At 36.1% G+C, this 23,908-nt stretch carries 22 protein-coding genes; 3 read left to right on the plus strand and 19 right to left on the minus strand.

All coding sequences use genetic code 11. From position 1 onward, the window contains the following. The first annotated feature begins 21 nt into the window (after positions 1-21). Positions 22-768: an MBL fold metallo-hydrolase gene (locus TSP02S_RS05805; protein WP_041082597.1), complete on the plus strand. Its 747-nt coding sequence runs from the start codon at positions 22-24 to the stop codon at positions 766-768. Here TSP02S_RS05805 and TSP02S_RS05810 read toward each other — a convergent pair. Genes TSP02S_RS05810 through TSP02S_RS05860 form a run of 11 tightly spaced genes read right to left on the minus strand, consistent with a single transcriptional unit; the run spans position 753 to position 11,395 of the window. After that, complete coding sequence (locus tag TSP02S_RS05810) at positions 753-1,349, minus strand: hypothetical protein (protein WP_144380731.1); 597 nt, start codon at positions 1,347-1,349, stop codon at positions 753-755. The two genes, TSP02S_RS05805 and TSP02S_RS05810, sit on opposite strands and share 16 nt — an antisense overlap. Next, positions 1,349-2,374 (minus strand): flagellar motor switch protein FliN, encoded by a 1,026-nt coding sequence (gene fliN, locus TSP02S_RS05815; RefSeq protein WP_041082608.1) that lies wholly within the window; start codon positions 2,372-2,374, stop codon positions 1,349-1,351. The genes TSP02S_RS05810 and fliN overlap by 1 nt, the downstream gene beginning before the upstream one ends. Then, positions 2,364-3,356 carry a flagellar motor switch protein FliM gene (fliM, locus tag TSP02S_RS05820; RefSeq protein WP_041084149.1) on the minus strand — a complete coding sequence of 331 codons (993 nt, stop codon included), beginning with the start codon at positions 3,354-3,356 and terminating at the stop codon, positions 2,364-2,366. The genes fliN and fliM overlap by 11 nt, the downstream gene beginning before the upstream one ends. 11 nt (positions 3,357-3,367) lie before the next feature. Continuing rightward, complete coding sequence (locus tag TSP02S_RS05825; RefSeq protein ID WP_041082610.1) at positions 3,368-3,865, minus strand: flagellar basal body-associated FliL family protein; 498 nt, start codon at positions 3,863-3,865, stop codon at positions 3,368-3,370. A gap of 8 nt (positions 3,866-3,873) precedes the next feature. Further along, the gene (locus TSP02S_RS05830; RefSeq protein WP_041082612.1) at positions 3,874-4,743 is read right to left on the minus strand and encodes a flagellar motor protein MotB; all 870 of its coding nucleotides are present in this window, start codon (positions 4,741-4,743) and stop codon (positions 3,874-3,876) included. After that, entirely contained in the window at positions 4,743-5,531 is a 789-nt protein-coding gene (locus TSP02S_RS05835; RefSeq protein ID WP_041082614.1) for a motility protein A, read from the minus strand. Before TSP02S_RS05835 ends, TSP02S_RS05830 begins: the two co-directional genes overlap by 1 nt. 12 nt (positions 5,532-5,543) lie before the next feature. Further along, on the minus strand, positions 5,544-5,759 hold the full coding sequence (locus TSP02S_RS05840) for a flagellar FlbD family protein (protein WP_041084151.1): 216 nt from the start codon (positions 5,757-5,759) through the stop codon (positions 5,544-5,546). Between the two features lie 12 nt (positions 5,760-5,771). Beyond that, positions 5,772-7,655 (minus strand): flagellar hook protein FlgE, encoded by a 1,884-nt coding sequence (locus TSP02S_RS05845; RefSeq protein WP_041082616.1) that lies wholly within the window; start codon positions 7,653-7,655, stop codon positions 5,772-5,774. Beyond that, a complete protein-coding gene (locus TSP02S_RS05850) occupies positions 7,652-8,320 on the minus strand; it encodes a flagellar hook assembly protein FlgD (RefSeq protein WP_041082618.1) in 669 nt (222 codons plus the stop codon). Before TSP02S_RS05850 ends, TSP02S_RS05845 begins: the two co-directional genes overlap by 4 nt. Then, on the minus strand, positions 8,304-10,397 hold the full coding sequence (locus TSP02S_RS05855; RefSeq protein ID WP_144380732.1) for a flagellar hook-length control protein FliK: 2,094 nt from the start codon (positions 10,395-10,397) through the stop codon (positions 8,304-8,306). The genes TSP02S_RS05850 and TSP02S_RS05855 overlap by 17 nt, the downstream gene beginning before the upstream one ends. A 44-nt stretch (positions 10,398-10,441) precedes the next feature. Continuing rightward, complete coding sequence (locus TSP02S_RS05860; protein ID WP_041082621.1) at positions 10,442-11,395, minus strand: hypothetical protein; 954 nt, start codon at positions 11,393-11,395, stop codon at positions 10,442-10,444. Positions 11,396-11,504: 109 nt separating this feature from the next. Between TSP02S_RS05860 and TSP02S_RS05865 the strand changes: the two genes are divergently transcribed. Continuing rightward, complete coding sequence (locus TSP02S_RS05865; protein WP_041082623.1) at positions 11,505-12,602, plus strand: AAA family ATPase; 1,098 nt, start codon at positions 11,505-11,507, stop codon at positions 12,600-12,602. On the opposite strand, the gene TSP02S_RS05870 is transcribed toward TSP02S_RS05865, so the two are convergent. The 4 genes from TSP02S_RS05870 to TSP02S_RS11050 form a co-directional block, all read right to left on the minus strand. Further along, complete coding sequence (locus TSP02S_RS05870) at positions 12,599-13,066, minus strand: pyridoxamine 5'-phosphate oxidase family protein (RefSeq protein WP_041082625.1); 468 nt, start codon at positions 13,064-13,066, stop codon at positions 12,599-12,601. The genes TSP02S_RS05865 and TSP02S_RS05870 overlap by 4 nt on opposite strands. A gap of 75 nt (positions 13,067-13,141) precedes the next feature. Beyond that, a complete protein-coding gene (locus TSP02S_RS05875; RefSeq protein WP_041082627.1) occupies positions 13,142-14,986 on the minus strand; it encodes a carboxypeptidase-like regulatory domain-containing protein in 1,845 nt (614 codons plus the stop codon). 161 nt (positions 14,987-15,147) lie between these two features. Further along, a complete protein-coding gene (locus tag TSP02S_RS05880; RefSeq protein WP_041082629.1) occupies positions 15,148-15,498 on the minus strand; it encodes a hypothetical protein in 351 nt (116 codons plus the stop codon). 29 nt (positions 15,499-15,527) lie between these two features. Next, positions 15,528-15,701 (minus strand): hypothetical protein, encoded by a 174-nt coding sequence (locus tag TSP02S_RS11050; protein ID WP_171816326.1) that lies wholly within the window; start codon positions 15,699-15,701, stop codon positions 15,528-15,530. A gap of 149 nt (positions 15,702-15,850) precedes the next feature. Between TSP02S_RS11050 and TSP02S_RS05885 the strand changes: the two genes are divergently transcribed. After that, positions 15,851-16,357, plus strand: a complete 507-nt coding sequence (locus TSP02S_RS05885) for a hypothetical protein (RefSeq protein WP_144380733.1) — start codon at positions 15,851-15,853, stop codon at positions 16,355-16,357. A 9-nt stretch (positions 16,358-16,366) separates the two neighbouring features. Here TSP02S_RS05885 and TSP02S_RS05890 read toward each other — a convergent pair whose 3' ends face one another. From TSP02S_RS05890 to TSP02S_RS05905, 4 genes are read right to left on the minus strand one after another with little or no spacing between them, the layout of a single operon-like run. After that, positions 16,367-17,032 carry a M48 family metallopeptidase gene (locus TSP02S_RS05890; protein ID WP_041082632.1) on the minus strand — a complete coding sequence of 222 codons (666 nt, stop codon included), beginning with the start codon at positions 17,030-17,032 and terminating at the stop codon, positions 16,367-16,369. After that, positions 17,022-20,192, minus strand: coding sequence for a type I restriction endonuclease subunit R (locus TSP02S_RS05895; protein ID WP_041082634.1), 3,171 nt, complete (start codon positions 20,190-20,192; stop codon positions 17,022-17,024). The genes TSP02S_RS05890 and TSP02S_RS05895 overlap by 11 nt, the downstream gene beginning before the upstream one ends. Then, positions 20,173-21,405, minus strand: coding sequence for a restriction endonuclease subunit S (locus TSP02S_RS05900; protein ID WP_041082636.1), 1,233 nt, complete (start codon positions 21,403-21,405; stop codon positions 20,173-20,175). Before TSP02S_RS05900 ends, TSP02S_RS05895 begins: the two co-directional genes overlap by 20 nt. Continuing rightward, entirely contained in the window at positions 21,398-23,839 is a 2,442-nt protein-coding gene (locus TSP02S_RS05905) for a type I restriction-modification system subunit M (protein ID WP_041082638.1), read from the minus strand. The genes TSP02S_RS05900 and TSP02S_RS05905 overlap by 8 nt, the downstream gene beginning before the upstream one ends. Between the last annotated feature and the right edge of the window lie 69 nt (positions 23,840-23,908).

Consider the following 23,908-nt stretch of genomic DNA (forward strand, 5'->3'; position numbering starts at 1 on the left):
ATACCAAATGGGAGGATTTGGATGATTCAGAAGATTAATGATAGGGTTTTTGTCATAGGGAGTGAAGGATCTGCAAATGTTGTTATAGTACTACAGTCCAAGGGTGCAATCATAGTTGATACATCGTTATTTCCAGAGAAGGCACAAAAAATTCGTGAATTTGTGGAAAAAGCGCTGAAAAAAGACATTCTCTTTTTGGTGAACACACATTATCATCCAGATCACACCTTTGGCAACTTTATTTTTGAAGATATGCAAATAATCTCTTCAAATCTCACACGTGAAAAGATGATGTTGATGGATGAGCAATACTTGAAAAATCTTCCAACACTGAGTAAATTGGTACCAGCCTCGATCACCTTTGAAAATGAATACTGGCAAAATCAGGTTCTGATCAAACGAGTTGGTGGTCATACTCCAGATTCCTCGGTGGTATACCTTGAGCAAGAGAAGATCCTGATAACTGGAGATCTTGTTTTCAACGGCTTTCATGCTGAAATCGTTCAAGACAGCGATTTAGAAGAATGGTTAAATGCCTTGGAGAATTTGAAAAAATACAGAGCAGATTGGATCATACCTGGTCATGGTGAATTCATGGACAAAGGCTGTTTGGATCAAATGAAGAGATATCTCACAAAGATTCAACGCCTTCTTGATGGCACTATTACTTACGCAGAGATATTGTCAGACGAGAACTTCTCAACACGGGGATTTCCGGAGCTGTTTTCTTGGGGACTTGAAAATTTGATGTTTCAGCGGACAAAATGAAAGTATTTATCTACATCAGCGTTAAGAGATATTTTGTTAATTTTTATCTTTATATACTCACTCTCATTCCTATTGGTCAATATGAGTTCCTGGATTAGACCGTCTTTTATTTTTATCTTGAAGACAACAGGATCGGTAGACTTGCCGGTGATGAGGGTGGATGGATTAATCGTCACAGTATCGCCTTCAAATTTCGTTATTACAATGGGAGTTTGTATTATCCTCAGGATACTTTGAAAAATTCCCATAAAATCGGTGATAGACATTTCAATATTCTCCATGTCCAGATAGCCTGGAAATGAAGAGTAAAGTCGCTTAGTTCTGGAGATATACGCGAAAGACAATTGAGAAATGACCGATGGTTCTCTTATCAATAGATAAAAATCCTCGAGATTTCTTATGGCAAGATCCCCACAAATCGAAGACTCTTGGAACTGTTCTTGGTTTTTCACATGCATGACAAGTTCGAATTCAATAAAAATGTCCCTGGCACCAGCTATGTTTTCTACAAGATCTAAGATTGGATTCGCTAAAGCTAAAAACGTAAAAAGCAGTATCGAAAATATAATTGCTTTTCTCATCAAACACCATTCGTCTCCCTTATGGAATATATTCTCTGTTTTGGACTGACTATCTCTGTTATTCTAACACCGAAATTCTCATCAACTACTACTACTTCTCCTCTCGCTATGAGTCTACCATTAACCAGTATATCAACCGGCTCACCGGTGAGTTTATCAAGTTCTATGAGTGATCCGATATTCATCTCGAGAATTTGTTTTAGTGTCATCTTGGCACGTCCAAGTTCAACCACAACCTTTAGTGGCACGTCTAAGAGTAACTCTAATTTTCCTGAAAATTCCGATGGGGGTGTCACAGTGGTCCCCTCCTGCTTTGCGAACTCCTGAAACTGAACTGGTTGTACTTTAACCTTGGTCTCTTCTTTCTTTGCCTTGGTTGGTTCACTTTTTTGAGGATGTATAACGTTGTAGATATCTTTGAAAAATAAAATTGGTGAGAGAATTGCCATCGTCGAAGATTTACCATTTTCAAGATCAAGGTTGTAAGTGACACACACCAATATCTGCACGGGGTTGAAGACTAAAGACGCCTGAGAACCTTTCTTCAGAAGATTGACTTTCATATTGGCAATTGATATCTTCTTTTTGGTTTTCTCGGAGAGTGAGGTGGTAGCAGCTCCCATCATTTGATTCATTGTTTCAGTTATCGCGCTAATCCTGACTTCATCAAGCTCAAAACTCTCAGGTTCACCCGAACCACCCATCATCATATCCGCAATGCGAGCTCCTAATGATTGTGGAAATAAAAACAAGATATCGCCTTTTATTCCATCTGCAAATTCTACTTCAGCACTAACCATATCTTCTTCCATTGAATCGAGCAAGTCTTTCAAAGCTCTACTCGATATCTCTTTTAAAGAAATCTTCACCTCTCTCCCGATTACTATTCCAAGTGCTACAGTAGATGAATTCATTATCATATCAGAGATTTCAGTTATTATTTTCTTATCTTCGTCGTTTAGATCTTCACTCAAACCTTTTAAAAGCTCATTCAATTCATCTTGTGTAAGAAAATCACTGTTCATCTTCTTCCACCTCCGGCTTCAAGATCCTGGTGATCTTCACAGCCTTATGGCCTTTGAAGACACCGGGTTGAGCCATAAACTTCGTCTTCCCATGGACTTCAACTGTGATCTCATCGTCTTTATGAGTTCTCAACCTTATCACATCACCCACTTCAAGATCCAGTATTTCCTTCACAGTCAGTGTAGTCTCACCGAGGATCGCAGACAAACCAATATTCATCGTTTTGATATTCTGTTTCAAATCTTCAAGCATCCTTTCGGAGACTTGTTCACGTTTTGTGATGAACCAGCTTCGTGAAGTCAATCTATCCATGAACGGTTCCGTTAATGAAGAAGGCCAACACACATTCAAAAATCCTTCAGTCTTACCTATGTTAACAAACAAAGATACCAAGAGTACCATCTCGTTTGGTGGAGCTATTTGCACAAATTGTGGATTGTTTTCAATACTCTCTATACTTGGAACGAAATGATAAACTTCGCTCCAGGCTTGTGCGAGATTCGTCAATATATTGATGATCTCTTTCCTCATTATCGAAATTTCTATATCTGATGGTGTACGTTTTACATGTGGAATACCAGGACCACCGAGAATCAGATCCAATATGGTATAGAACACTTCAAGGTTCATCTCGATAATGGCGTTGCCAACAAATTCTGGTGCTGTGAATACCACTATGAAGGATGGTGTTGGAAGAGATCTTATGAATTCTTCATACGATATTTGATCTATACTCGCGAGGTTGATATTTGTGAAAGTCCGAACCCTTCCCGAAAGATATGTAGAAACAGACCTTGCGAAATTTTCGTGAATCATATCAAAGACCCTGATATGTTCCTTAGAAAACTTGCTCGGCCTTCTAAAATCGTAGGGTTTTATTTTCTTTTCTTCTTCTTTTTTGATCTCTTCTATCGATACTTCACCAGAACTCACTGCCTGCAAAAGCCTGTCTATTTCTTCTTGACTGAGAACGTCAGTCACGCCATCACCTCTCACTCAACAGAACTGATGGCTTTGATATAAAGATAAACTCCCACAACACCGAGTCTTTCTCTTTCTCCGGTAAAACCTGTGATTTCGTTTACCATAGCCCTTATTTGTTTTTTCAAAAGCTCAATCCCGGCAGCTGTGTTAAGTTCAGATTTTTCTTTGCTGAGGAAAATCAACATTAGCCCATCCATTATTTCATCGTTTTTGCCTGCTATAGCAGCTCTACACGAATCACTTGCAACTGTAAAGCTCAGTGAATCTATCACCGCTACCTCTTTACCACCTTTGAGCATGAATGTGGTGTATGTTCCAGATTGTATGACAACTGCCTTTATTTCCGTTGGGGTGGTCACAGTGGTAGTTTGTTGTTCCCTGGGGGTCAAGTTCGTGCCCAAAAGCATTATCGTTGCTACTGTTGCGCCTACAGCAACAACTGCTGGAATAAGTATCATCATTAACAGACCGCTCAGACCTTTTTTCTTTTTTTCTTCATCTGCCATACAACCACCTACTTTGCCCTTTCTCTCTTTATAAGTATATCAATTCTTCTGTATTCGTTTCTGAGCTTTATTAACTGTGATGAATATTGATTGTTCAATTCTGCGATGGTTTGATTATATGTCCTCTGGTCGATTTGATTTTGTTGGTATTTCATTGCGGCGAGTTGTTTTTCATTGTCTATATTCTTTTGCAAAGCTTCTATCTCTTTTCTTATCGACCAATCTCCCATTCCTATAGGATAGAACCTCTGTTGATCATAAAAATATTCTGGATCAAATCTGCCTGCTCTGATATCGGCTAATCTCTCTATTGACCTTCGTTTTTTCAATTCCTCTGTGAAGAACTGTACAACACTTGATGCCCTCGCGGCACTCAAGTGCCAATTAGATGCATAAATGGAATCTTCTGGTACGGGTTGATCATCGGCATAACCGAAAACTTGAAGCACATTCGTTGTGTGTTCTATGATGATCGAACCGATTCTTCCCAATAATTCTTTTGCTTCTACAGTTAATTTCGCCGTCCCCGGTGCGAAGAATGCCATGTCTTGAATGATTATGATCGTTCCTTCATCTCTCTCTTGGATAGTTATCTTGCCTTTGTACTCTTCAGCAATTCTTATTAGTTCTTGATAAACTCCTCTTTGCGAAGTTATCAACGGCTCTTCCGATAAACTCTTCCCACCGGTTAGAACACTCGGAGGCATACCGGTCAGAGCCGATCTTATTCCAACCACAACCTGTTGAAATTTTCCAGGGCTTATGGTAGACATGGCAAACAAGAGAACAAAAAACGTCAACAATAAAGTTACCATGTCACCGTATGTGGTGAGCCAGCTACCTTTCGGCGCTTCAGGCTGTTTCTTTTTTCTTGGCATTACGCAGTTGCCTCCTGGGTTGCTGCTTCGTAAGCGGTTTTTTCCTGGATATTCAAGAACGATTTGAGTTTTTCTTCCAAAACTCTTGGATTTTCTCCAGCTTGAATTGAAAGGACCCCTTCCAAGATCATCTGTTTTTGTCTCAAAATCTTAGTAGCTCTACGTCCTATCTTTTCTCCCATCGGTAAGAAGACACTGTTTGAAAGAATGGAGCCGTAGAAAGTTGTTATCAACGCCACAGACATTCCAGGCCCAAGTGTTTCAGGATTATTCAGAGTCTTGAGCATCGCTATGAGACCTATGAGTGTTCCTATCATTCCATAAGCCGGTGCAAAAGCTCCAGCAGAATCCATCAATGCTTTTTCAGATGCAAAATCTTCTTCGATCAAATCCATCTCCGTTTCCATCATGCTCCTTAGAAGATCTGGATCGGTTCCATCTATGACGAGTTGGACTGCCTTTTTCATAAAAGGATCTTCTATTTCGTTCAGGTTCTCTTCCAAAGACAACAGTCCTTCTCGCCTTGCCTTTTCAGAGAAAGATACGAGTGTTCTAACAAGCCCTATGTTATCAACCTTCGGTTCTTTAATAGTAGACAACATGACCTGGATAATCCTGAAACTTTTCTCCTTCGGATGTGAGGCAATAGTGGAAGCCAATGCCCCACCAACCGTTATGAAGAGCGATGGCAAGTTGTAATAGGTCATCAAAGAAGACTGGTTTGAGATAATTCCAAAGGCAATCATTCCAAAAGCCAGACCTATACCGAGAATCGTCGAAATATCCATCTAATCACCTACCTACTGCCGAGGTAAGTATTTTAGAATATCAAGTACTGGATATGCTTGCTTTTTGTATTCTATCACTTTTGAGACGACTTCCTCGACTCTTTCTTGAACTATATATTTTCTGCCATTGAACAATGTAATAGTTGTATCTGGCAGTGCTTCAATCGATTCGATCATTTCGGCATTTAAAACAAATTGTTTACCCCGCAAATGTGTAAGCCATATCATCAAAATTCACCTTTATCTCCTCAGTGCGACGAGTTCACCTAAAATCGTGTCTGCTGTCGTTATGACTCTTGCATTTGCTTGAAAACCACGCTGAGCTATGATCATTTTCGTAAATTCCTCTGCAAGATCGACATTGGACATCTCAAGGGCTCCCGGGATCAGTGTGCCTCTTCCGCCACTTCCAGCGGTTCCTATCTGTGCAAGACCACTATTTGCAGATACAACATACAATGAATTTCCTATTTCTGTGAGACCTGACGGGTTGTTGAAAACGGCAAGCGCTATTTGACCAAGAATATCTGTCAGACCATTACTGAAGGTACCTATTATTTCACCATTTTCGTTTATGGCAAAGGACTGCAATGTTCCAAGGGCATTACCATTCTGGTAAGTGAAAGCAGCAGAATTGCTTCCGGAAAATTGAGTCAGAGATGTGAAATCGATCGTAGCCTTTACTGTACTATCACCCATATGCGCTGCATCAAATTCTATCGTTCTCAATTCAGTATTACTCACATTGAGCGTCGTTCCATCCCACGTAATACCATACATTCCACTGATTCTTCCAGATTCGTTGAAATTTACAATGCCTCCAACGTAATTGTTTATTCCAACTGTAGTCTGTCCATTTGCATCGACATAACTGATTGGTTCGCCACTCGCCGTATAAGCCCTCCAAAGCCAAGCATTTTGCATATTACCGAATTGACCTATTCTTGTGAACTCAAGATATACAGAGTAAGGATTCCCGAGTGAGTCATACATTTGAACTGCTGTGACATATTTTGGACTTTCATACTGAAGCGTTGAGAAATTTGAAGGATTGTCTGATTCATAAAATCTTGCTTCACCAGCAGTGGGAATTGAAATAGTGGCATCGCCACCAAGTGTGACTTCATCGCCGGCACTCGCGTTTCCAAAGATTACGAAGTATCTTCCCCCATTAACTATGTCAGGTATGGTAAAATTACTACCAGTAATATTCACATTACCCTCGTAGATTATTTGTCCATTTTCGTCTTTGACAACTGTGTAATATATTCCATCGCTTGGTATATTCCCACCGAAATCTGTGTTTGTCAATCGACCATCAGCTGATGCAGTTGCTTGATAAGCCGTACCAGAACTTTCAACCCTACCAAATTCATTGAGTACCATAAACCCTACGGCTTTTACCTTCCCATCTTCACCATAAAGGTCCCATGTGTAGCTCTGAGATTTACTGAAAGGATCGGTTTGTCTAACAAAATCTGCACTTGTTCTTGAGAAGACAAATCTAACGGTGTAGTCGGTGTTGTTTGTCGTGTCAGTTACTGTCATTGAAAAAGGTATTGGTCCGACTCTTGAGTTTAAATTTCCTGCGATCGTTGCATTAGTTGTCGCATTCGCTGGCATAGTCATACCAGCACTTATTGTAATATCACCGATGGGTCTATTGGTGTCAACATACCTTATACCGGTAGTTGGATCTTGTATTGCGCTCCAACCTTGAACCTTAAGACCAGTAGAGCTTTGTATGAGTGTGCCATTCGAATCAACGGTCATGGCACCGGCTCTTGTATAGTAATATTGGCTGCCATTACTCAAAACGAAGAATCCATCCCCTTCTATAGCGAGATCTGTCCCATTACCAGTATTTTCGAATGAACCTTGGGTCATTATCTTATCAACGGTTGCAAGTTGTGAACCAAGACCGATTTGAATAGGATTGGTTCCACCAATGTTGTTTTGTGGGCTTCTTGCCGCTTTCATTGTTTGTAAAAGTGCCGTTTGAAAAGTCACACGGGAACCCTTGAAACCCACTGTGTTCACATTTGCAATATTATTACCAACTACGTCGATTGAATACTGGAAGTTTTTCATTCCAGCAACGCCACTGAACATTGAGCGCATCATGTGTTATCACCCTCCTCCATTATCTCAACGATTGAAGCAAGAGGATACTCTTTTCCACCGATGTACACGTATATCTGATTATTTCTGAACTTCACCGATTCGATCTTGCCACCTTCAACTCCGCCGATTTCTGTCTCGCTGCCGTCTGAGTTGATTTTTGAAACGGTGTAAGTATACGTACCATCTGACACGGTCAAACCACTGCTATCTCTCGCATCCCAAACATAGGCATGTGTTCCTGCGTCAAGAGAGCTCGAGGTGGCTTCCTTCACAAGATTTCCGTTTGAATCGTAGATGCGTATGACCACAGGGGCTGCTTCATCCAACTCAAAAACAATACTCTCTGCTGTGCCATCGCTTACAGCTATCTGATCTGTTTGAACAACTGCGTATTTTCCTATCAACGATGCCGCTTGTGCCTGAAATGCTCCCTCTTGAAGCGTCAGGAAATTTTGAATCGATTCGGTCATATTGGTTATCTGCTCAAGTGTCGAAAACTGTGTCAGTTGAGCGATAAAGTCTTTGTTGTCCATTGGATCGAGTGGATTTTGATTTTTCAATTCAGTAATCAACAATAGAAGAAAGGCTTCTTTGTCAAGGGTATTACTCGCCGTTCTCTGGGTTGTTGTATAGGTTGAGTATGAATAATCAATCGCGTTGATCATCTTCATTCACCTCCTCTTGTTGTTTTTTGTGCCTTTTTTCATTTTGATGATGGTCTTGTCCTTGATCCTTAGTCAACTGATCTTCTTCCAATTTTTGTGGTGTCTTCACCTCTACTTGCTCAACCTTAAAACCAAGTGTATTCAACCTTGAAACAAGATCTTTGGAACTTTTTTCGAGTATTTCTTTTGTTTCATCTGTTGCAACCTTTAGAGTGATCAAGAGTTTGTCTTGTTGTTTAATGATCTCGATTTCAACCTTTCCAAGATTTGGTGGAGAGAGATCTACTGTCGCTTTTTCTGTGAAACTATCTTGCATTTGTTTTATCGTATCAACGATGGTTTGAATGTTCGAACTTCTTTGTTCTTGTTCCACACGAACTATTACAGAGTCAATATTTTTCTGATATTCTTGATGACTTTGAACTGGTTGTTCATTTTCATATGTCTTTCGAGCGAGTTTGGTGTTCAAGAGCTCTTTTACTTGTTCGGTTTGTTCCAACTTCTCCATTTGTGGTTGCTGAGTAATTTGAGGTGATTCTTTTTTCAAATCCCTTGCTATTTCGAGTTTGAAGTTTTCTATCTTTATAGGCTGTGAAGTTTTCAGTTGGTCTGGCAACTCCCTCTTGATTTGTTTGAATTGCGTAAATTCACTTGTACTGTCTTGAATTTGAACAAGGGCATTTCTTATGATGACCTGTGCTTGTTTGAACGTTACAGTAGTTGCTTGTGTAGAAGATTGTTCAGAGGTTTTGTTTGATACTATGTTCTCAGCCAGTATTACGGTTTGTTGGTTGATCTTTTTTACAGGTTTATCTTTTATTTTTTCAAGGTTTTCAGATACATTTTGAGTATCTACTTGAGATTGATTGACAAGATAATCAACGATATCTCTGGAAAGTGCCATCTTCTGTTGGCTTTGAGCGATCGCTTGGTCTGACTTGAGATTTGTTTTATTGAGTTTGGTATCTGTATCTTTCGAAGATTGAATCATATTTACCGACATCTTCGAAGATCCTATGTTCTGCTCTTGAGTATTTGTAGAAAATGACTGTGATTTGAGATCTGTGTCTGTTTGTTTTTTTGTGACTTCATTTAGAATGTTTTTGTGTAGTTTATCATCTATGATTCTGATCTCTGAATTTTCTTGTACTGTATTGATCTTTTGTGAGTTGGATTGTGTCTTGGTTTGTGGCATGACAAAACTTGTGTGATTTGTCTGTGATGGTAGATTTACCTGTTCGATATTCACGATTGTTTTGTCGTTTACTGATACAGTTTTGTTTGTTTGTCGTTGGGTATTATTCTGATCTATAATTGTGTTGAAAACATTCTGATTATCTTTGTTGTTCAGAGTCATCTGTGAATTGTTTTGTTTTTGTATATTCGAGCTGGATATATCGTTCAGTTGTTTTTGGATTGATGTACTATCTTTGATATTTTTTTGATCAATTATTTGAAGAGATTCGTTGGTTAGTCGATCTTTCTGAGTTGACTCATTTGTCTTTTTGATAAGTTGTTGAGTGGGATTTTGTTGATTAGCCTGAATATTTTCCTGTTTCTTTGTTATCTGTTGGCTTTGCTGATTGTCTTGATGAGTTTTAGCTACAGATTTTTGGATATCCGGCATGGTCTTGATATTCTGCTCAGAATTATTAGTCTGAGTTGTTTTGATTTGCTCTGTTTTCGAGTTATCGGGACCAGGTGATTCATTTTTTTGTGAAGAGAGATTTTTTATCTGTTCTTGATTAGATGGTTTTTTATCTTCAGATTTTGTAACAAATTGGGATAGTATTTTCGTTTGTTCTTGTTCTTGTGAATGAATTTTTTCTCCTTTGTCTGATGAGACTTCTGACTCGTTTGGGATTTCAGCGGGTATCTTTGACTGAATTTGTTTAATGATCTCGGTCAGTTGAGTGGAAGCTTTGAGATCTTTTTGGTTTGTAGTAGTAGTAGTTTCATCCTTTTGCTGCTTGTCAACCACTTTGATAAAATCTGGCACAGTTATCTGTCCCTGCTGCACCTTGGTCTTGACTAACTGCAAGATAGCAGCAAAGGAGGCTGAAGTCGATGATTTCACCGGTTTTTGTTCTGGGAATTCGTTGTTTGAAATAGGTTGGGTTGTTATAGGTTCACCCCCTTTAGTACCAGTTTTTGGAAGAGTTCTGGTTTTTGATCTTTGAGTTTTTTAAGTATCTCTTTGGATCTTTCTTGTTTTAGAATTGAGAGTATCACCGTCACGGAATTTTCATCCAATGAAAGAGAATCAATCATTTGCAATATCTGTTCATCTGTGAACTGGTTCAAAAATTCTATCGACAGATCTTTCACCACTTTTGCATCGATCAACGAAGATAATTCCTCTGTGATCTGTTTTTGCCTTTGTTCGAGTTGTTTTTGCCTTTCTTCCAAATCTCTGAGTATACCTTCAACCGATGCTATTTTGTTCATCACCTGAGCCGCTTTCGCCGGGTTTAGTCTTCCAAGTTCAGTCAGCACATCGGCTCTCAGGTCAGATGAAAGCCCCGTCAAAGCGGCAGCTATGGAATCGATTGTATAAGCATCGCTGGCAAGAACTGGAGCGATAGCCGCTGGATCTGCATTAGAGATTGTTTCACTGATCTTCTTTATATCTTCTGGATTCTGAAGTTTTTTTATAGCTGCTTCGACTTGAAGTAATCTGTCTTCCCAGTTTTTTCTCATCTCAATGACAATCTTTCTTTCTGCTTCAACGAGTTTCAATTGTTCCTCGGCTTGAGTCTTTGTCTTTTTTGCCTCTTCAAGTATTTGCTGTGCTCTTTGTGAAGCCGCCTTTGAAATATCCTGAAAGTATTCTGCAGGAGAGAGTATTTGAAGTGGCTCGTACTTAACGTATTTGTTGACATAAGGAATTTTCGAAAGGAGAAAGGCAAAATAACTTTTCCAGTCCTCGATTGGGTTCATGGAAAGGCCTTTTATTCTATTGTATTCGAAAACAAAATATCCATATACAAGCACAGTAAAGCTTATAAAAATGGCTATGATAATTATTTTAAGAAAGGCCTTTAGTCTGCCCTTCTTTTTTTGCTTTTCTGCCAAATACTACCCTCCTGAAAAATTTTTCTGCACAATGAGTAAGTACTCCTAAAGGAAAGTAGTATAATATATTTACTCAAATGGGGTTGAGTTACTCAAGGGGGGTTGAGTTATGTACTTTTCATTGACACCGAAGAGTTCGAAAGAAAATTTGTACAATCGTCAGAAAGAGCTATCAAAACTGAATGAATATTCAAAGACAGCAAGAATCATTCTCATAACTGGTATAAGAAGAGTAGGTAAAACATCTGTACTGAAGGTGTTTCTTGAACAGATGAAAAATCAAGGTCATTCGACAGTTTTTGTAGATTGCAGAATATATGAAAAAATAAACAAATTTGACAGGATTTCATTTGAAAAGAAGCTTGTGACTGAATTTGAGAATATCGTTCAAAAAAACAAAGGAATTTTCAAAATGCTTGCAAAGATAAATGTAGCTGGTGTTGAAATAAATTTTGAAAAACTTCAGAAAGATCGAAACTTACAGGACTATCTTGAGTTGATCAACAAAGCCTTGAAAAAGAAAGATTCAAAGTTGTTCATTGCCTTCGACGAAGCTCAAGTTTTGAGATTCTACGGCAGAGGAGGAAAGGACCTGTTGAATCTCATGGCACATGTATACGACAATCTTGAAAACATAGTCGTTGTATTAACGGGTTCCGAATTAGGTGTATTACATGATTTTTTGAATTTAGAAGATGCAAATTCACCACTCTTTGGAAGATATGTCCACAAGTTATTGCTTGAGAGATTTCAAAGGTCTGAATCGATTGAATTTCTCATCGAGGGTTTCAAGCAAATCGGTATAGAACCATCGATCGAAAAGATCGAAAAAGCAGTTGATTTATTAGATGGCATAACTGGATATCTTTCTATATACGGTTATACAGTATATACAACTAAGGACTGGGAAAATGCTTTGCAGGAAACAGAAAAATCCGCCATAAAGATAGTCAAAAAAGAGCTCGAAGCTCTTCGATTGAGATCTGAAAATTATATATTTGTTCTGAAAGCCATTGGCTTTGGAGCAGAAACATTCAGCCAAGTGAAGAACTTTGTCGAAGCGCGTTTTGGTCCCATGACGGACCAGACACTCAGTAACAACCTCGCTTCACTTCAAAAAATGGGGTTTTTAGAAGTTAATTACAAAGATGGAAAGAAGATCTACAGCATAAACGATCCAATGATTCGCAGAGTGCTTTTTGATTAATTTCTTGCCTTACCTTGGATGTGTTCTATGTTGATCTTGATTATGTATGTGGCTTTCAAATATTGTTCTATAACCTTTTCTGCCTGTTCTGCATAACGTGAACTGTACTTTTGTACGATCTTTCTCAATGGCTCAATAACATCTTTATCCTGCAGAAGTTCAGCCTTCCCAAAGACAACCACACTCTCGTACTTTGTGGAAAACTCATGCGGAATAACTTGACAACTTCCAACGACCACAAAGCACACCTTGTTGTTGGCCTTTATGTTATCTATCTTATGTCCCTCTTTTGCAGAATGTATGTAGATTACTCCATCTTCATAAAAATAATTGACAGGAACACCATAGGGATAAGATCCATCATGGGTACAAAGAATACCAAAATCGGCTTTTTTCAGTATCGATATCGCCCAAGAAGAGTCTATCGCTCTATCCTTACGTCGAAGTTCTCTAAAATCACTCATCACATCACCAGAATCATTATACTATTATTCAAAAAAGGACGGTGCTTTCACACCGCCCCGATTGGTTTTAATGCTTTAATTTTCCCACTGTAGATGTGGGTAACCATCGTTAATTGCCGAATTTATTGTCCAGACATTATCAAAATCCCAATTTGTGTAGGTGTTTTGAGATTTCATTTGAGTTGTCGTTTTTTCTAAAGCATCTGAAAAATCATTTGTATGACCAGAGATACTTGAGTCAAAAAAGCAATTTGTGGTATCTACAACGGTACCTGAAAAATTCCGGACAAAACCATAATCGATATCTTCAACTGCAGAATAACAGTTTTCAACAGATGGATGTTCTCCAATTGTATTCATTACAATAAATCCTACAGTTGTTGAACCATCTCCTGAACTTACCGTTCCTTTCGCATAACAGTTTTTCATAGAGATATCTGTGCCATCGGTCATTCCTAAGAAACCAGATATTTCAGCACTGTTTAATGCTTGAATATCAAATCTTGTGAAACATTCTTCAAACGATGCCTTTGTACCCGTGAAGCCAAAGCCAAAGATATCCATAAATTCATCGTTCGCAGTGATAGAACCTTCAAAGGAACATCTTAGAAACTTCTCACCTTCTCCCGAAATCCCTGCGACAAAACCTCCAATTTTTGTACTTTGAAAATTCACTTGAATATCCATTTCAACAGTACAGTTTATAAAATTTAATGAAGAAATAGTTGAACCTGCAAAACCTCCAACATAGCCACTCATTTCTGATGGATTTCTCCTTGCAAAGATCTGGCCTGATACTGAACAATCTTCGAAAGAATCAAAATTCATCTGTCCTATCTCACTTTCGTACCATTCAATATAACCGGCAAAACCGCCTATGTATGTACCCGTCGCATCGATTGTTCCATTAAAGGAACAGTTTTTAAAACCACTTATATTGGATGAACTGGCAAAGCCTCCGACTTCTTCAATACTATTTGGACCAATGATATCAACATCATTCACCGAGCAATTTTCAAACCATGTAGCATTAGCATCTGCAACAAATCCACCCAAGTAGTTGCTTGAATCGCCAGAAGCATTTATTTGTGTGTTTTTCACTTCACAGTCTGTGATAGTCGAACTACTGGTAAAACCAGCAAAACCTCCGACGTGGGTAGATTTTGATATAAATGAACCTTGGATGATTACCTTGTCGATCAGACTGTCGGATATATATCCAGCAAATATACCTGAATAAAATGCATCATATTCGACATGCGCATTGGTAAACACAATATTTCTTATATTCGCCTCAGACACAACACCAAAAAAGCCAGAATAATCATCTACATCGCTCAAAACAACCATGTTTTGAATCTCAAATCCCATGCCATCATAGCTGCCCGTAAACGGTCCCGGACTAACTGGAAAATCATGGCCAACTGGTTCCCAATTTGAAACAAGTGGGTCTAACTTGTTTTTCAAATCATTTAAATCTATATTCTTGATCTGCTTGAAATGTTTGTCAAGGTTATTTCTGATATTATTCAATTGCTGGGCTGTCACGATGATATATGGATCGTTCTGCGTCCCGTTTCCTCCAGCAAAATCTTGAGTTTCAGAGTACGCTGTAAAGTTTATCGTTGAAGTACTCGATACCTGTTTTGTCGGGCTAACTGTACCAGAGACTACTATGTAATAGTCATCCAGTTCGGCAGACACCGTTACCGCAACACTCAAACCAGTGATAGACCAGTTTCCATTTGAGTCGGTCGTTGCTTGCTGAGTGCCTGCCTTAACAGTAACATTAGATAAAGGTGTGCCGTCCCATAATTTTACTGTACCCTGAATGTCATACGTTACTGGTACAACCGGTGCGGCACAGTTGAACAACAAAAAGACTAACGGTAGTACCAAAAGAAATAGCCACTTTTTCACAAAAAGACCTCCTCTGTAAAAGTTTGGGGGATTAAAGGAAAAAGTTAGAATTGAACGGAGGGAAACCTGAGAGGGATAGGAGAAAATTCCACAATCAGCGACCGCTCAATTTTGTTAATGTAATTCTTCTCACCCCCTTGCCAAGTTAAAAAGATTATACACTATATTCTGAAGGCACCCGTCAAAAAAAGATACAGAAGTTTTATTCCACTCTCTGCATATACTGGAAATCTTGCAGCGAAAGCTGAATAATAAATCCACAATGTTGCAAAAATAGAACTGATTATAAAAGCAACGACGATATTTGCGGCACGTGGTTTTTCCTTCAATGAGTTTATTGAAGTTGCTCCAGAAAGAGCACTTATCACCAAAGCACTTGAAAGCAAAGGTGTTGTGAGTGATATCCCAAAGAAAAATCTTGAAAAGAATGCAATCACTGAGAATGGGAATACGTATACAAATCCATTTTCCAGAGCTTTTTTCACAGCCTTTTTCCCGTATTTTTCCTTCAAATCTCCATTGAATGGTTTTGAAAACCAGACTAAAATGATTTGTAAAGACCTCCAAAGAAAAGACCCATCGTCACACTGAACAGTGTGTTCAAAAGATTTATGTCTTTTATTGGCTTTGAGAAGGCTACAAAGCCTATTAAACCAAAACCTATTATTCTGAAAAAAGCCTTTAAACCGGAAATTTTCAAAATATTCTCATTCAACGAAATCACCTGCCATATTCATCATTTTGATTCTACTGAGCCGTCAATTCTGGACAGTTCAAAGCCCAGATGATTTCATCTATTTGTTCTTTTGAAGTAACTGTGGAAAGATCTGCGCCATTGTCTAAAAGTTGTATTCTCAACACATCATGGATGCCAATGAGGAGGCTAAAAGAATAATAGGGGAAGTATTTAATTTCTTTATGAAAAATCCTGATAAACTACCAAAAGAAACTCGTGAGAGGAGAAAATTAATAGGAAATATTTCCAAAGAGAAAAAGGCTTTAGTTATTGCTGATTATATTTCTGGTATGACTGATGATTGGCTTTTTATAAATTATGAGACTTACCTATATAGTCATTTTAGTAGATTTAAAGAGTTGCAATTTAAAAAGAGTTGTGATTGGATAAAGCCTTTAGAGGAGGCTGAACAAAAAGGACAAATTATAAAAATTGATAAACCTGAAGATTTAGCATTATACGAAGGAACAAAAATGTTGATACTAACTTTAGAAGGTATCAAAGAAAGAAATCTAAAAATAAAGGGAAAAGCAATATATAGAAAATATGATCATGTTGAAATTGAGGAATTGGACGATGTGATTAGTGGAAATGATGTTTTAGTAGTTGAAGATGATATAAAAACGGAAGATTAAAAAGTAATTTTAGAGTTTTAAGAGATAGCCATTTTGTTTTAGCCAATCTTTATATTTTTCATAGTCTGGCATTAGCATTTTAACTTTAATCCAGAAATTTCTTTTATGATTTTTCTCTTCAAGATGTACAAGTTCATGTATAACAACATAATCAATTACAGAAAGTGGTGCCATTATTAAACGCCAAGAAAAGCTTAAAGTTCCTTTAGAAGAGCATGATGCCCATCTTGTTTTAGCATCTGAAATTCTGATCTTACTATAAATAAAGCCTCTCTTTTTAGCATATATTTCTACTCTTTCGGAAATTTTATCAAATGCTTTTTTCTTATACCAATTAATAAAAATTTCTCGTGCCTTAGGAAGATAATCTTTAGAAAGGTAAAAGCCATTATTAAAAACTAAAGATATATCTTGTTTATCTACTATATAAAGTTTATAATATCTTCCAAGATAGAGAAATCCTTCACCATTTACAAATTCTTTATTAAGAGTTTTTGGATCTCTTTCAAGAATTTCTTTTATTCTTCTTTCTATCCAATTTTTATGTTTGATGACAACTTTTTGTATAATATCTTCGCTTACTCCAAAAGGAGCTTTCACAATTAAAGTAGCATCGTCTTTAATCTGTATTGCTATTGTTTTTCTATCCGATCTTATAATTTTATCAATTTTCATTAGTTATCTTCCCATAAATATGGTATGCAAGTTCTAAAAATTTTTGAGCTATTTCATTTCTTTTTTCAAAGAATGAATTGTTCTTACCTTTTCTGGGTAAAAGAATATGAGAAATTATATAGGATTTCAACCTTTTTTGCTTTGTATAATTTTCCCAAAAATCTACTGTTTTTATTTCCCTTGTTATTATTTCTATTACATCCTTGGTAATTCCAACAAGTAGATCTATATTCTCCTTATCAATATTTTCTTCAGGGGTATTAACAAATAATACCTGTTTAAGAACTCCAAAAAATGGCTTTTCTTTTTCAGGATCCAAGCCATAATTTTCTTCTAATTTTCTTCCTTGAATTGTATTCTCTCTTAGCTTTTCAAGCTCTTGTGCCTGTAATTCCCAATTTTCCTTGTAATCTTCAAGTATTCTTTTAAGCACATCGGAAAATCTTTCGTATAGTTCAGGATCTTCCTCATAGTGCTTTATAATGTATTCCCTAATAGCATGTTCTAATTCAGAGGCTTTTGCTTTTGGAGATTTTTTACTTAATTTTGATATAAAATCGTCAGATAAAAGGGGAGTTGGTGGAATTTTAGGATCAATTCCCTTTGATATTAGATATTCGTCAACTATCTCTCTTATTTTTTTACTTGCATCTTTAATGCTTAGTTTATCGTCTCTGTATCTGTTTCTTGCAGACTCTTTTATGAAATTGACTATTTTTAAATCTGTAATGTATTTTAATGCATCTGGATCTGGTAATACTTTATCCATAGCCTTATTAAACTCTCTTACAAGAGTTATGAATTCATCTCTTACTTCTTCATCTACAAGAAGGTCTATACATTCATCTATATTGCTTCTCCAATTTTCAATTTTGTATCTTCTGAAAAAGTTCTCTATGTTACTGTAAGCATATTTCAGTTCATCTTTACTTTTATCTTTGTTAACAATAACTTGACATATCTCCTCTATATCTTCATCAGCATATATAGAAAGTGCTTCTTTCAAATGTTTTAAAACGCCAACATAATCAACAACATATCCACAGCTTTTGTTCTTATAAACTCTATTTACTCTTGCAATTGCCTGCAAAAGATTGTGTTCTTTTAATACATTATCAAGGTACATAACTTGCTCAATAGGTGCATCAAAGCCTGTTATAAGCATTTGATTTACAACAATTATTCCCACATCCCCACTTATGCCTTTTTCATTATCAACCATATCAAATGGCATTCTAAAACTATAAATATTTTTGTCTTGCTCTGTCTCATCTGTATATTCTCTCTTATAAATTTGTGGATCATCATTTGGTAATCCTGATATAATTACAGCTACTTTAAGTCTCTTAAGTATTTCTATGTCAATATTATTAGGATTGTTTTTTTCAAGTTCTGCAATCTTTTCTTTAAGAGCGTTCTCAAGAGCTTCTTTATATCTGACTGCTGCAAGACGTGACACAGCAACCACTTGGGCTTTAAATCCATTTGGAAATACATGGGTGATGTAATGGTTTATCATATCTTTTGCTTTATCTTTTATTACTTCTTCAGCTTCAAGATATGCTTTCCATGTATATCGTCCTAATATTTTTCTTTTTTCCTCTTCATCAATTGCATAGAAGACATCTTCAAATTTTGCATTAGCAGATTCTTCATCAGAAAGATCAGCAGAGTGAGTTCTGCCCTCATATACAATTTCAACTGTTACACCATCATCTACTGCTTGCTTTATGCTGTATTTATCAATATATTCGCCAAAAGTTAATTCAGTTTTTTCTATTGGTGTTCCAGTAAATGCGATTTTTATTGAATTTGGGAGAGACTTTCTTAAATTGGCTCCTAAGAGTTTATATTGTGTTCTATGGGCTTCATCAATCATAACAAGAATATTGGGAGAGATGTTTAACACTGGGAATTCTTTTTCAAGATCTCTTTCTTGAAATTTATGAACCATTGCCATAATTAAATCTGGTGTATTTGTTCTAAGAAGTTCTTTAAGCTTTTCTATGCTATATGCGTGATGTATAGTATAACCTACACTTGTAGCAGTTTCTTTTAATTGTTTTTCGAGTTTTTCTCTATCTGTTATAAATACTATCTTAAAATTACTTAACTGTGGATCTTTATAAATCGCTCTTACAGTCTGCATCATTGTCAATGATTTACCAGATCCTTGTGTATGCCAAATTATTCCGCCTTTTTCCTCTGGAGTTTTTCCTTCTTTCAATCTTTTGATTATTTTTTTAACTGCTCTAAATTGTTGATATCTTGGTACTACTTTTATTAGTCCTTTTCCTTTTGGATCTTCAATCCATAGGGTGAATATGCGGAGAATATCCAGAAGATTTTCTCTTGAGAGAGTTCCTTGGACTAATACATTTTGACTTGTGACTGTACTACTACCTATATCACTCAGGCTATATGGATATGGATCTTTCCATTCATTAAAATGCTCATAATCTGCTGTAATGGTTCCAATTTTGGCAACTTGGTTTGAAGTAGCAACCATAAAAAGGTTATACCAGAACAATTTTTCATTCCCTTCTTTTTCACCTCTTCTATTTGAATATCTCATAAGCTGAGTTATTGCTTCATTTATAGGATCAGCTATCGCAGGAGATTTACATTCTACTACTACTAATGGTAATCCATTTACAAATAAGACTATGTCGGGAATTATATGTTTTTCTGTTCCAGGAATGTTTAATTTAAATTGAGATATGGCTATAAAAGAATTTTGTTCTGGATTTCTAAAGTCTATATATCTAACGGTAGGGCTCCTTTCTCCAGTTTTTCTGTTTTCTGATACCGAGGTATTTTCAAGGAGTAAATCATGGATCTCTCTATTTATTTCAATAAGCGAATTTGCTTGTGGAGTAGTAATTCTTCTTATTACTTCACTTATTTGGTCATCCTCTATCCAAGGATTTATTCTTTTTATAGAGTTTCTAAGTTCCTGTTCAAGAAGTACCTCTTTAAAACTCTCTCTAAATTTTACACTACCACCATAAACAGGCTCTCCTGAAGAATTAAATCTGACTATCTCTCTTATATCTTCAGGATTATCTTTATTCTGTCTATAAATCTTCCAACCAAGTTTTTGAAGATGGCCAAGGAATCTATTTTCTACATAATGCTCTTCATAAAGTTTGCTGTACATTTTCCTCCTCCAAAAGTAATTTGTTTACTCTCACCTTGCTAGTGAGTAAATCTTCCATTAATCCTTTTTTTATTCTTTCAAGTTTTTCTTTATATTTTTGTTCCTTTTCTATAACCTCATCAATTTGAGAGAGGATGGAAGCAATGCGCTTTTGTTCGGGAAGAGAGGGGAGGGGGATTAATACCTTATTTAATACATTTCTATTTAGGCTAGGTACCCCGGTTGACTCATTGTAAAACTCGAAATCAGTAGATACTAGATAAGTAAAGAGAAATTTAGGAATACATCTTTCTTTATTGATAATAGAATAAAAGGCTGTGTCAATGACAAAAAATTTTTGTTTTTCTGGTACGTAATATTTACTATTAATACTTCCTTTTCTAGGTATTACTACAGTTTCGCCTTCTCCTAAAAATTTATTGGTCTTCCCTAGGATGCCTGAAGTTCCGTAAACTAAGGAAATACCATTCTCATCATAATGTTCTTCTTCTAATCTTTCGCCATAAACTAAATAAACTACCTCCCCCAATCTCACCACTTCCCACTCTTCAGGTATTCTTCCAATTGGTGAATCTTTAAATTTATGTGTTTTTTCGTCCCTTATGTTTCCATTTTCATCAATACCTTTAGTTAATAAATCCTGCATTAAACCTTGTTTTATGCGTTTGTATTTTTCAATAATTTTGTCTGTTTTTTCTATGGCATTGTCTATGGTTTCAAGAACTTCAGCTATTTTTTGTTGCTCAGGAAGAGGGGGGAGGAGGATGGGGAATTGTTTTATCTCTGATAAATTTAAAGTAGGATATCCATTTCCTTTTTTATCTGAAAATTTAGTTTTAACTAAAACATAAAATAAATAGTTTTGTTCGAGATTTTTAGATATTGAATTTACTGCACATAAATGGCTAACTATATAGGCATCAAACGGAAGTTTTGCCCTTTTTTCTAAGTATATCGTAGCTCCACTTTTAGGAAATACGATCGTTCCTTTTGGAAAAAGCTTTAATTTATACTTACTAATAGCTTCATCTGTTATTAAATCAAACGATTTTATAATATGACTTTCATTATCAATATGTGACACCCTGACAAAATAGCTTTTTCCTCCAAAGTATATATCACTTTGTGGAGCAGACCCTCCAGATGATATTTCAGCTACATCTCCTAATCTTACTCTTTTCCATCCTTCAGGTATTTTTGTCTCTTCACTCATTGTAATACCCCAATTTATTTAAAAATTCTTCAAGTTTTCTTATCTCCTTATCTCTTTCCTCTTTCAACTCTTTCAAAGATATTTTATATTTATCCCATAAATTTTCAAAAACTCTTATTAGTTCCTTTTTCTCCGCATTGAGATATTTCTCTAAATGTTGTTTTATAGCTTCGTAAACTTTTTCCATAAGAAGATTTTTGGTTTCTTCCTCTGTAAACTCTTCTCTTTTTCTCTTTATATTTTCCTCTAATCTATCTTTTTTTATTTTTAGATTTTTATTTAAGTCCTTTAATTTCTTAGTTTTTAATTCTATATTTTTAATTAAATCTTGCCACTTCAAGGCTTCTTTTATAGCATAATCTTGTCCACTCAAATTAAGATCTCTCACAATACCTTTTAAATAGTCTATAACTTTCTGTGGAGTTTTTTGTCCTTGATCTTCTTCATCCCAGTCTTCTACTTCGTCAAGAAGCTCATTTAATTCGCTCTCTACCTTTGAAATTTTAGCTTCTAATTCTTCGATCTCTTCTAAATCTTTTGTAAAGAACTTTTTTTCTATTCTTTCACCTTCAATAAGTCCCTTGCTCCAACCGGACGAAATTATTGATTTAAAATCATATCTCAAATCTTCCCACCAGTTTACAAATACTCCAGCAATTTTGAATTTATCGAGGACTCCTAAAGGTAAAAGCTTATCTTCTAACTGCTTAAGCGCTAATCCTCTAAATATCCATAGATTATTACTTTCTGGAAATTTCTCTATTCCTTCCTTTATCTCCTGCCACCATTGTTCTAATCTTTCAAGGTGTTCTTCGAATATCTTTTTTACATTCTTATCATTTTCGACAACTTCTCTTAATTTCGTTTTGTCATCAATATTTTCAACAAAGTCTAAACTGTCTTCATTTTTAAACGTAAAAATATTTTCAATATTGAAATTAAATTTATTAATAAGAGGCTTATATAATTCAACCTCTTTCTTGGTGATAAATCCTAATAAGTGATGATGTACGCTCTCTATCTCAGGGTCGGGAGAGTTGTCCACATATCTACGAATATTTAGGTTATAATCATTTTCTTCAATTTCCTTGATATCTACAAGTCTTGAATATTTGGGGATTTTTAATTTATTTTCAAAAACTGTAACTATTTTTTCTATATCTTCGGGTCTTAAATAATTCTGATTTCTTCCCTCTCCGTACTCTCTATCTGCATTTATAAATAGGATTTTATTTTTAAGATGAGCTGGCTTATTCTTATTGATTACAATTATACAGGCAGGTATTCCAGTATTGTAAAATAACTTTGGGGGGAGACCAATAATGGCTTCTATTAAATCATCCTTAATTATTCCTTCTCTTATTATCTTTTCTTGTCCACCCCTAAAAAGTACTCCATGCGGCATTACAGTTGCCATTATTCCATCTGGTTTCAAGCTTGCAATCATGTGTTGTAAAAACATTAAATCTGCCTTTTTCCCTGTTTCAGGTGTAAATCCATATTTAAATCTTTCTGGATATTCCATACCCGTTCTTGTATAATTCTGAGAAAAAGGAGGATTGGCTAATATTCTATCAAACTGCTTGATATAGCCATTTTCTCTAAACATTGGTCTTATGAGTGTATCCTCATTTTCTATATGGGCATCAGGAATATCATGTAAAATCATATTCATCTTACATATTGACCAGGTAACCCCATTGAGTTCTTGTCCATAGAGAGCTAAATTTTTAGGATTTTGTCCTATCGCCTCAACATATTGTCTTGCTTCAATGAGGAATCCACCAGAGCCGACTGTAGGGTCATAAATAGACATTCCCTCTTGAGGTTTTACAAGTCTAACCATTAGAGTTTTAACATGGGGAGGAGTATAAAATTCTCCGCCTTTTTTTCCTGCTGATTCTGCAAATTCTTTTAATAAATATTCGTATGCTGCACCAAGTAAGTCTGGGAATTCAAAATCTTCGTTCCTTAATCTATACTTATTAAAATGATGTATTAAGTCAATTAACTGTTGATCCTTAAGACGGGTTTTACCTTTTACCGCATTATAATCTATATGCTTTAGAACTCCTTCAAGCTCTGGATTTGCTTCTTCTAATGCAGATAATGCCTTATTAAGTTGGTTACCTACATCTTCTTTTAAATTTAATATATTTTCCCATCTTGCTCTCTCTGGAACGAAAAATGTTTCTCCATATGTATTCGGATCCTCAAGAAGCTCATTAATCTCTTTCTCTGATAAACCTTCTTTTCTGTATTTTTCTCTTAGTTCTTCTCTCTTTTCCTCAAAAACATCTGAAATACGCTTTAAAAATAGCATACCAAAGATATATTCTTTATACTCGGAAGCATCCATTCTACCTCTAAGTATATCTGCAGCCTTAAACAAGTGAGTCTCAAGCTGGGTCAAGGTTATCTTACTATTATTCATATTCTATACCCTCTCCTATACTTTACGCTATTGTATGCCTGAAACCTTTTTATATTATAATCTTCTTAA

This window comes from Thermotoga profunda AZM34c06, from assembly GCF_000828675.1.
Lineage (GTDB): Bacteria > Thermotogota > Thermotogae > Thermotogales > DSM-5069 > Pseudothermotoga_B > Pseudothermotoga_B profunda.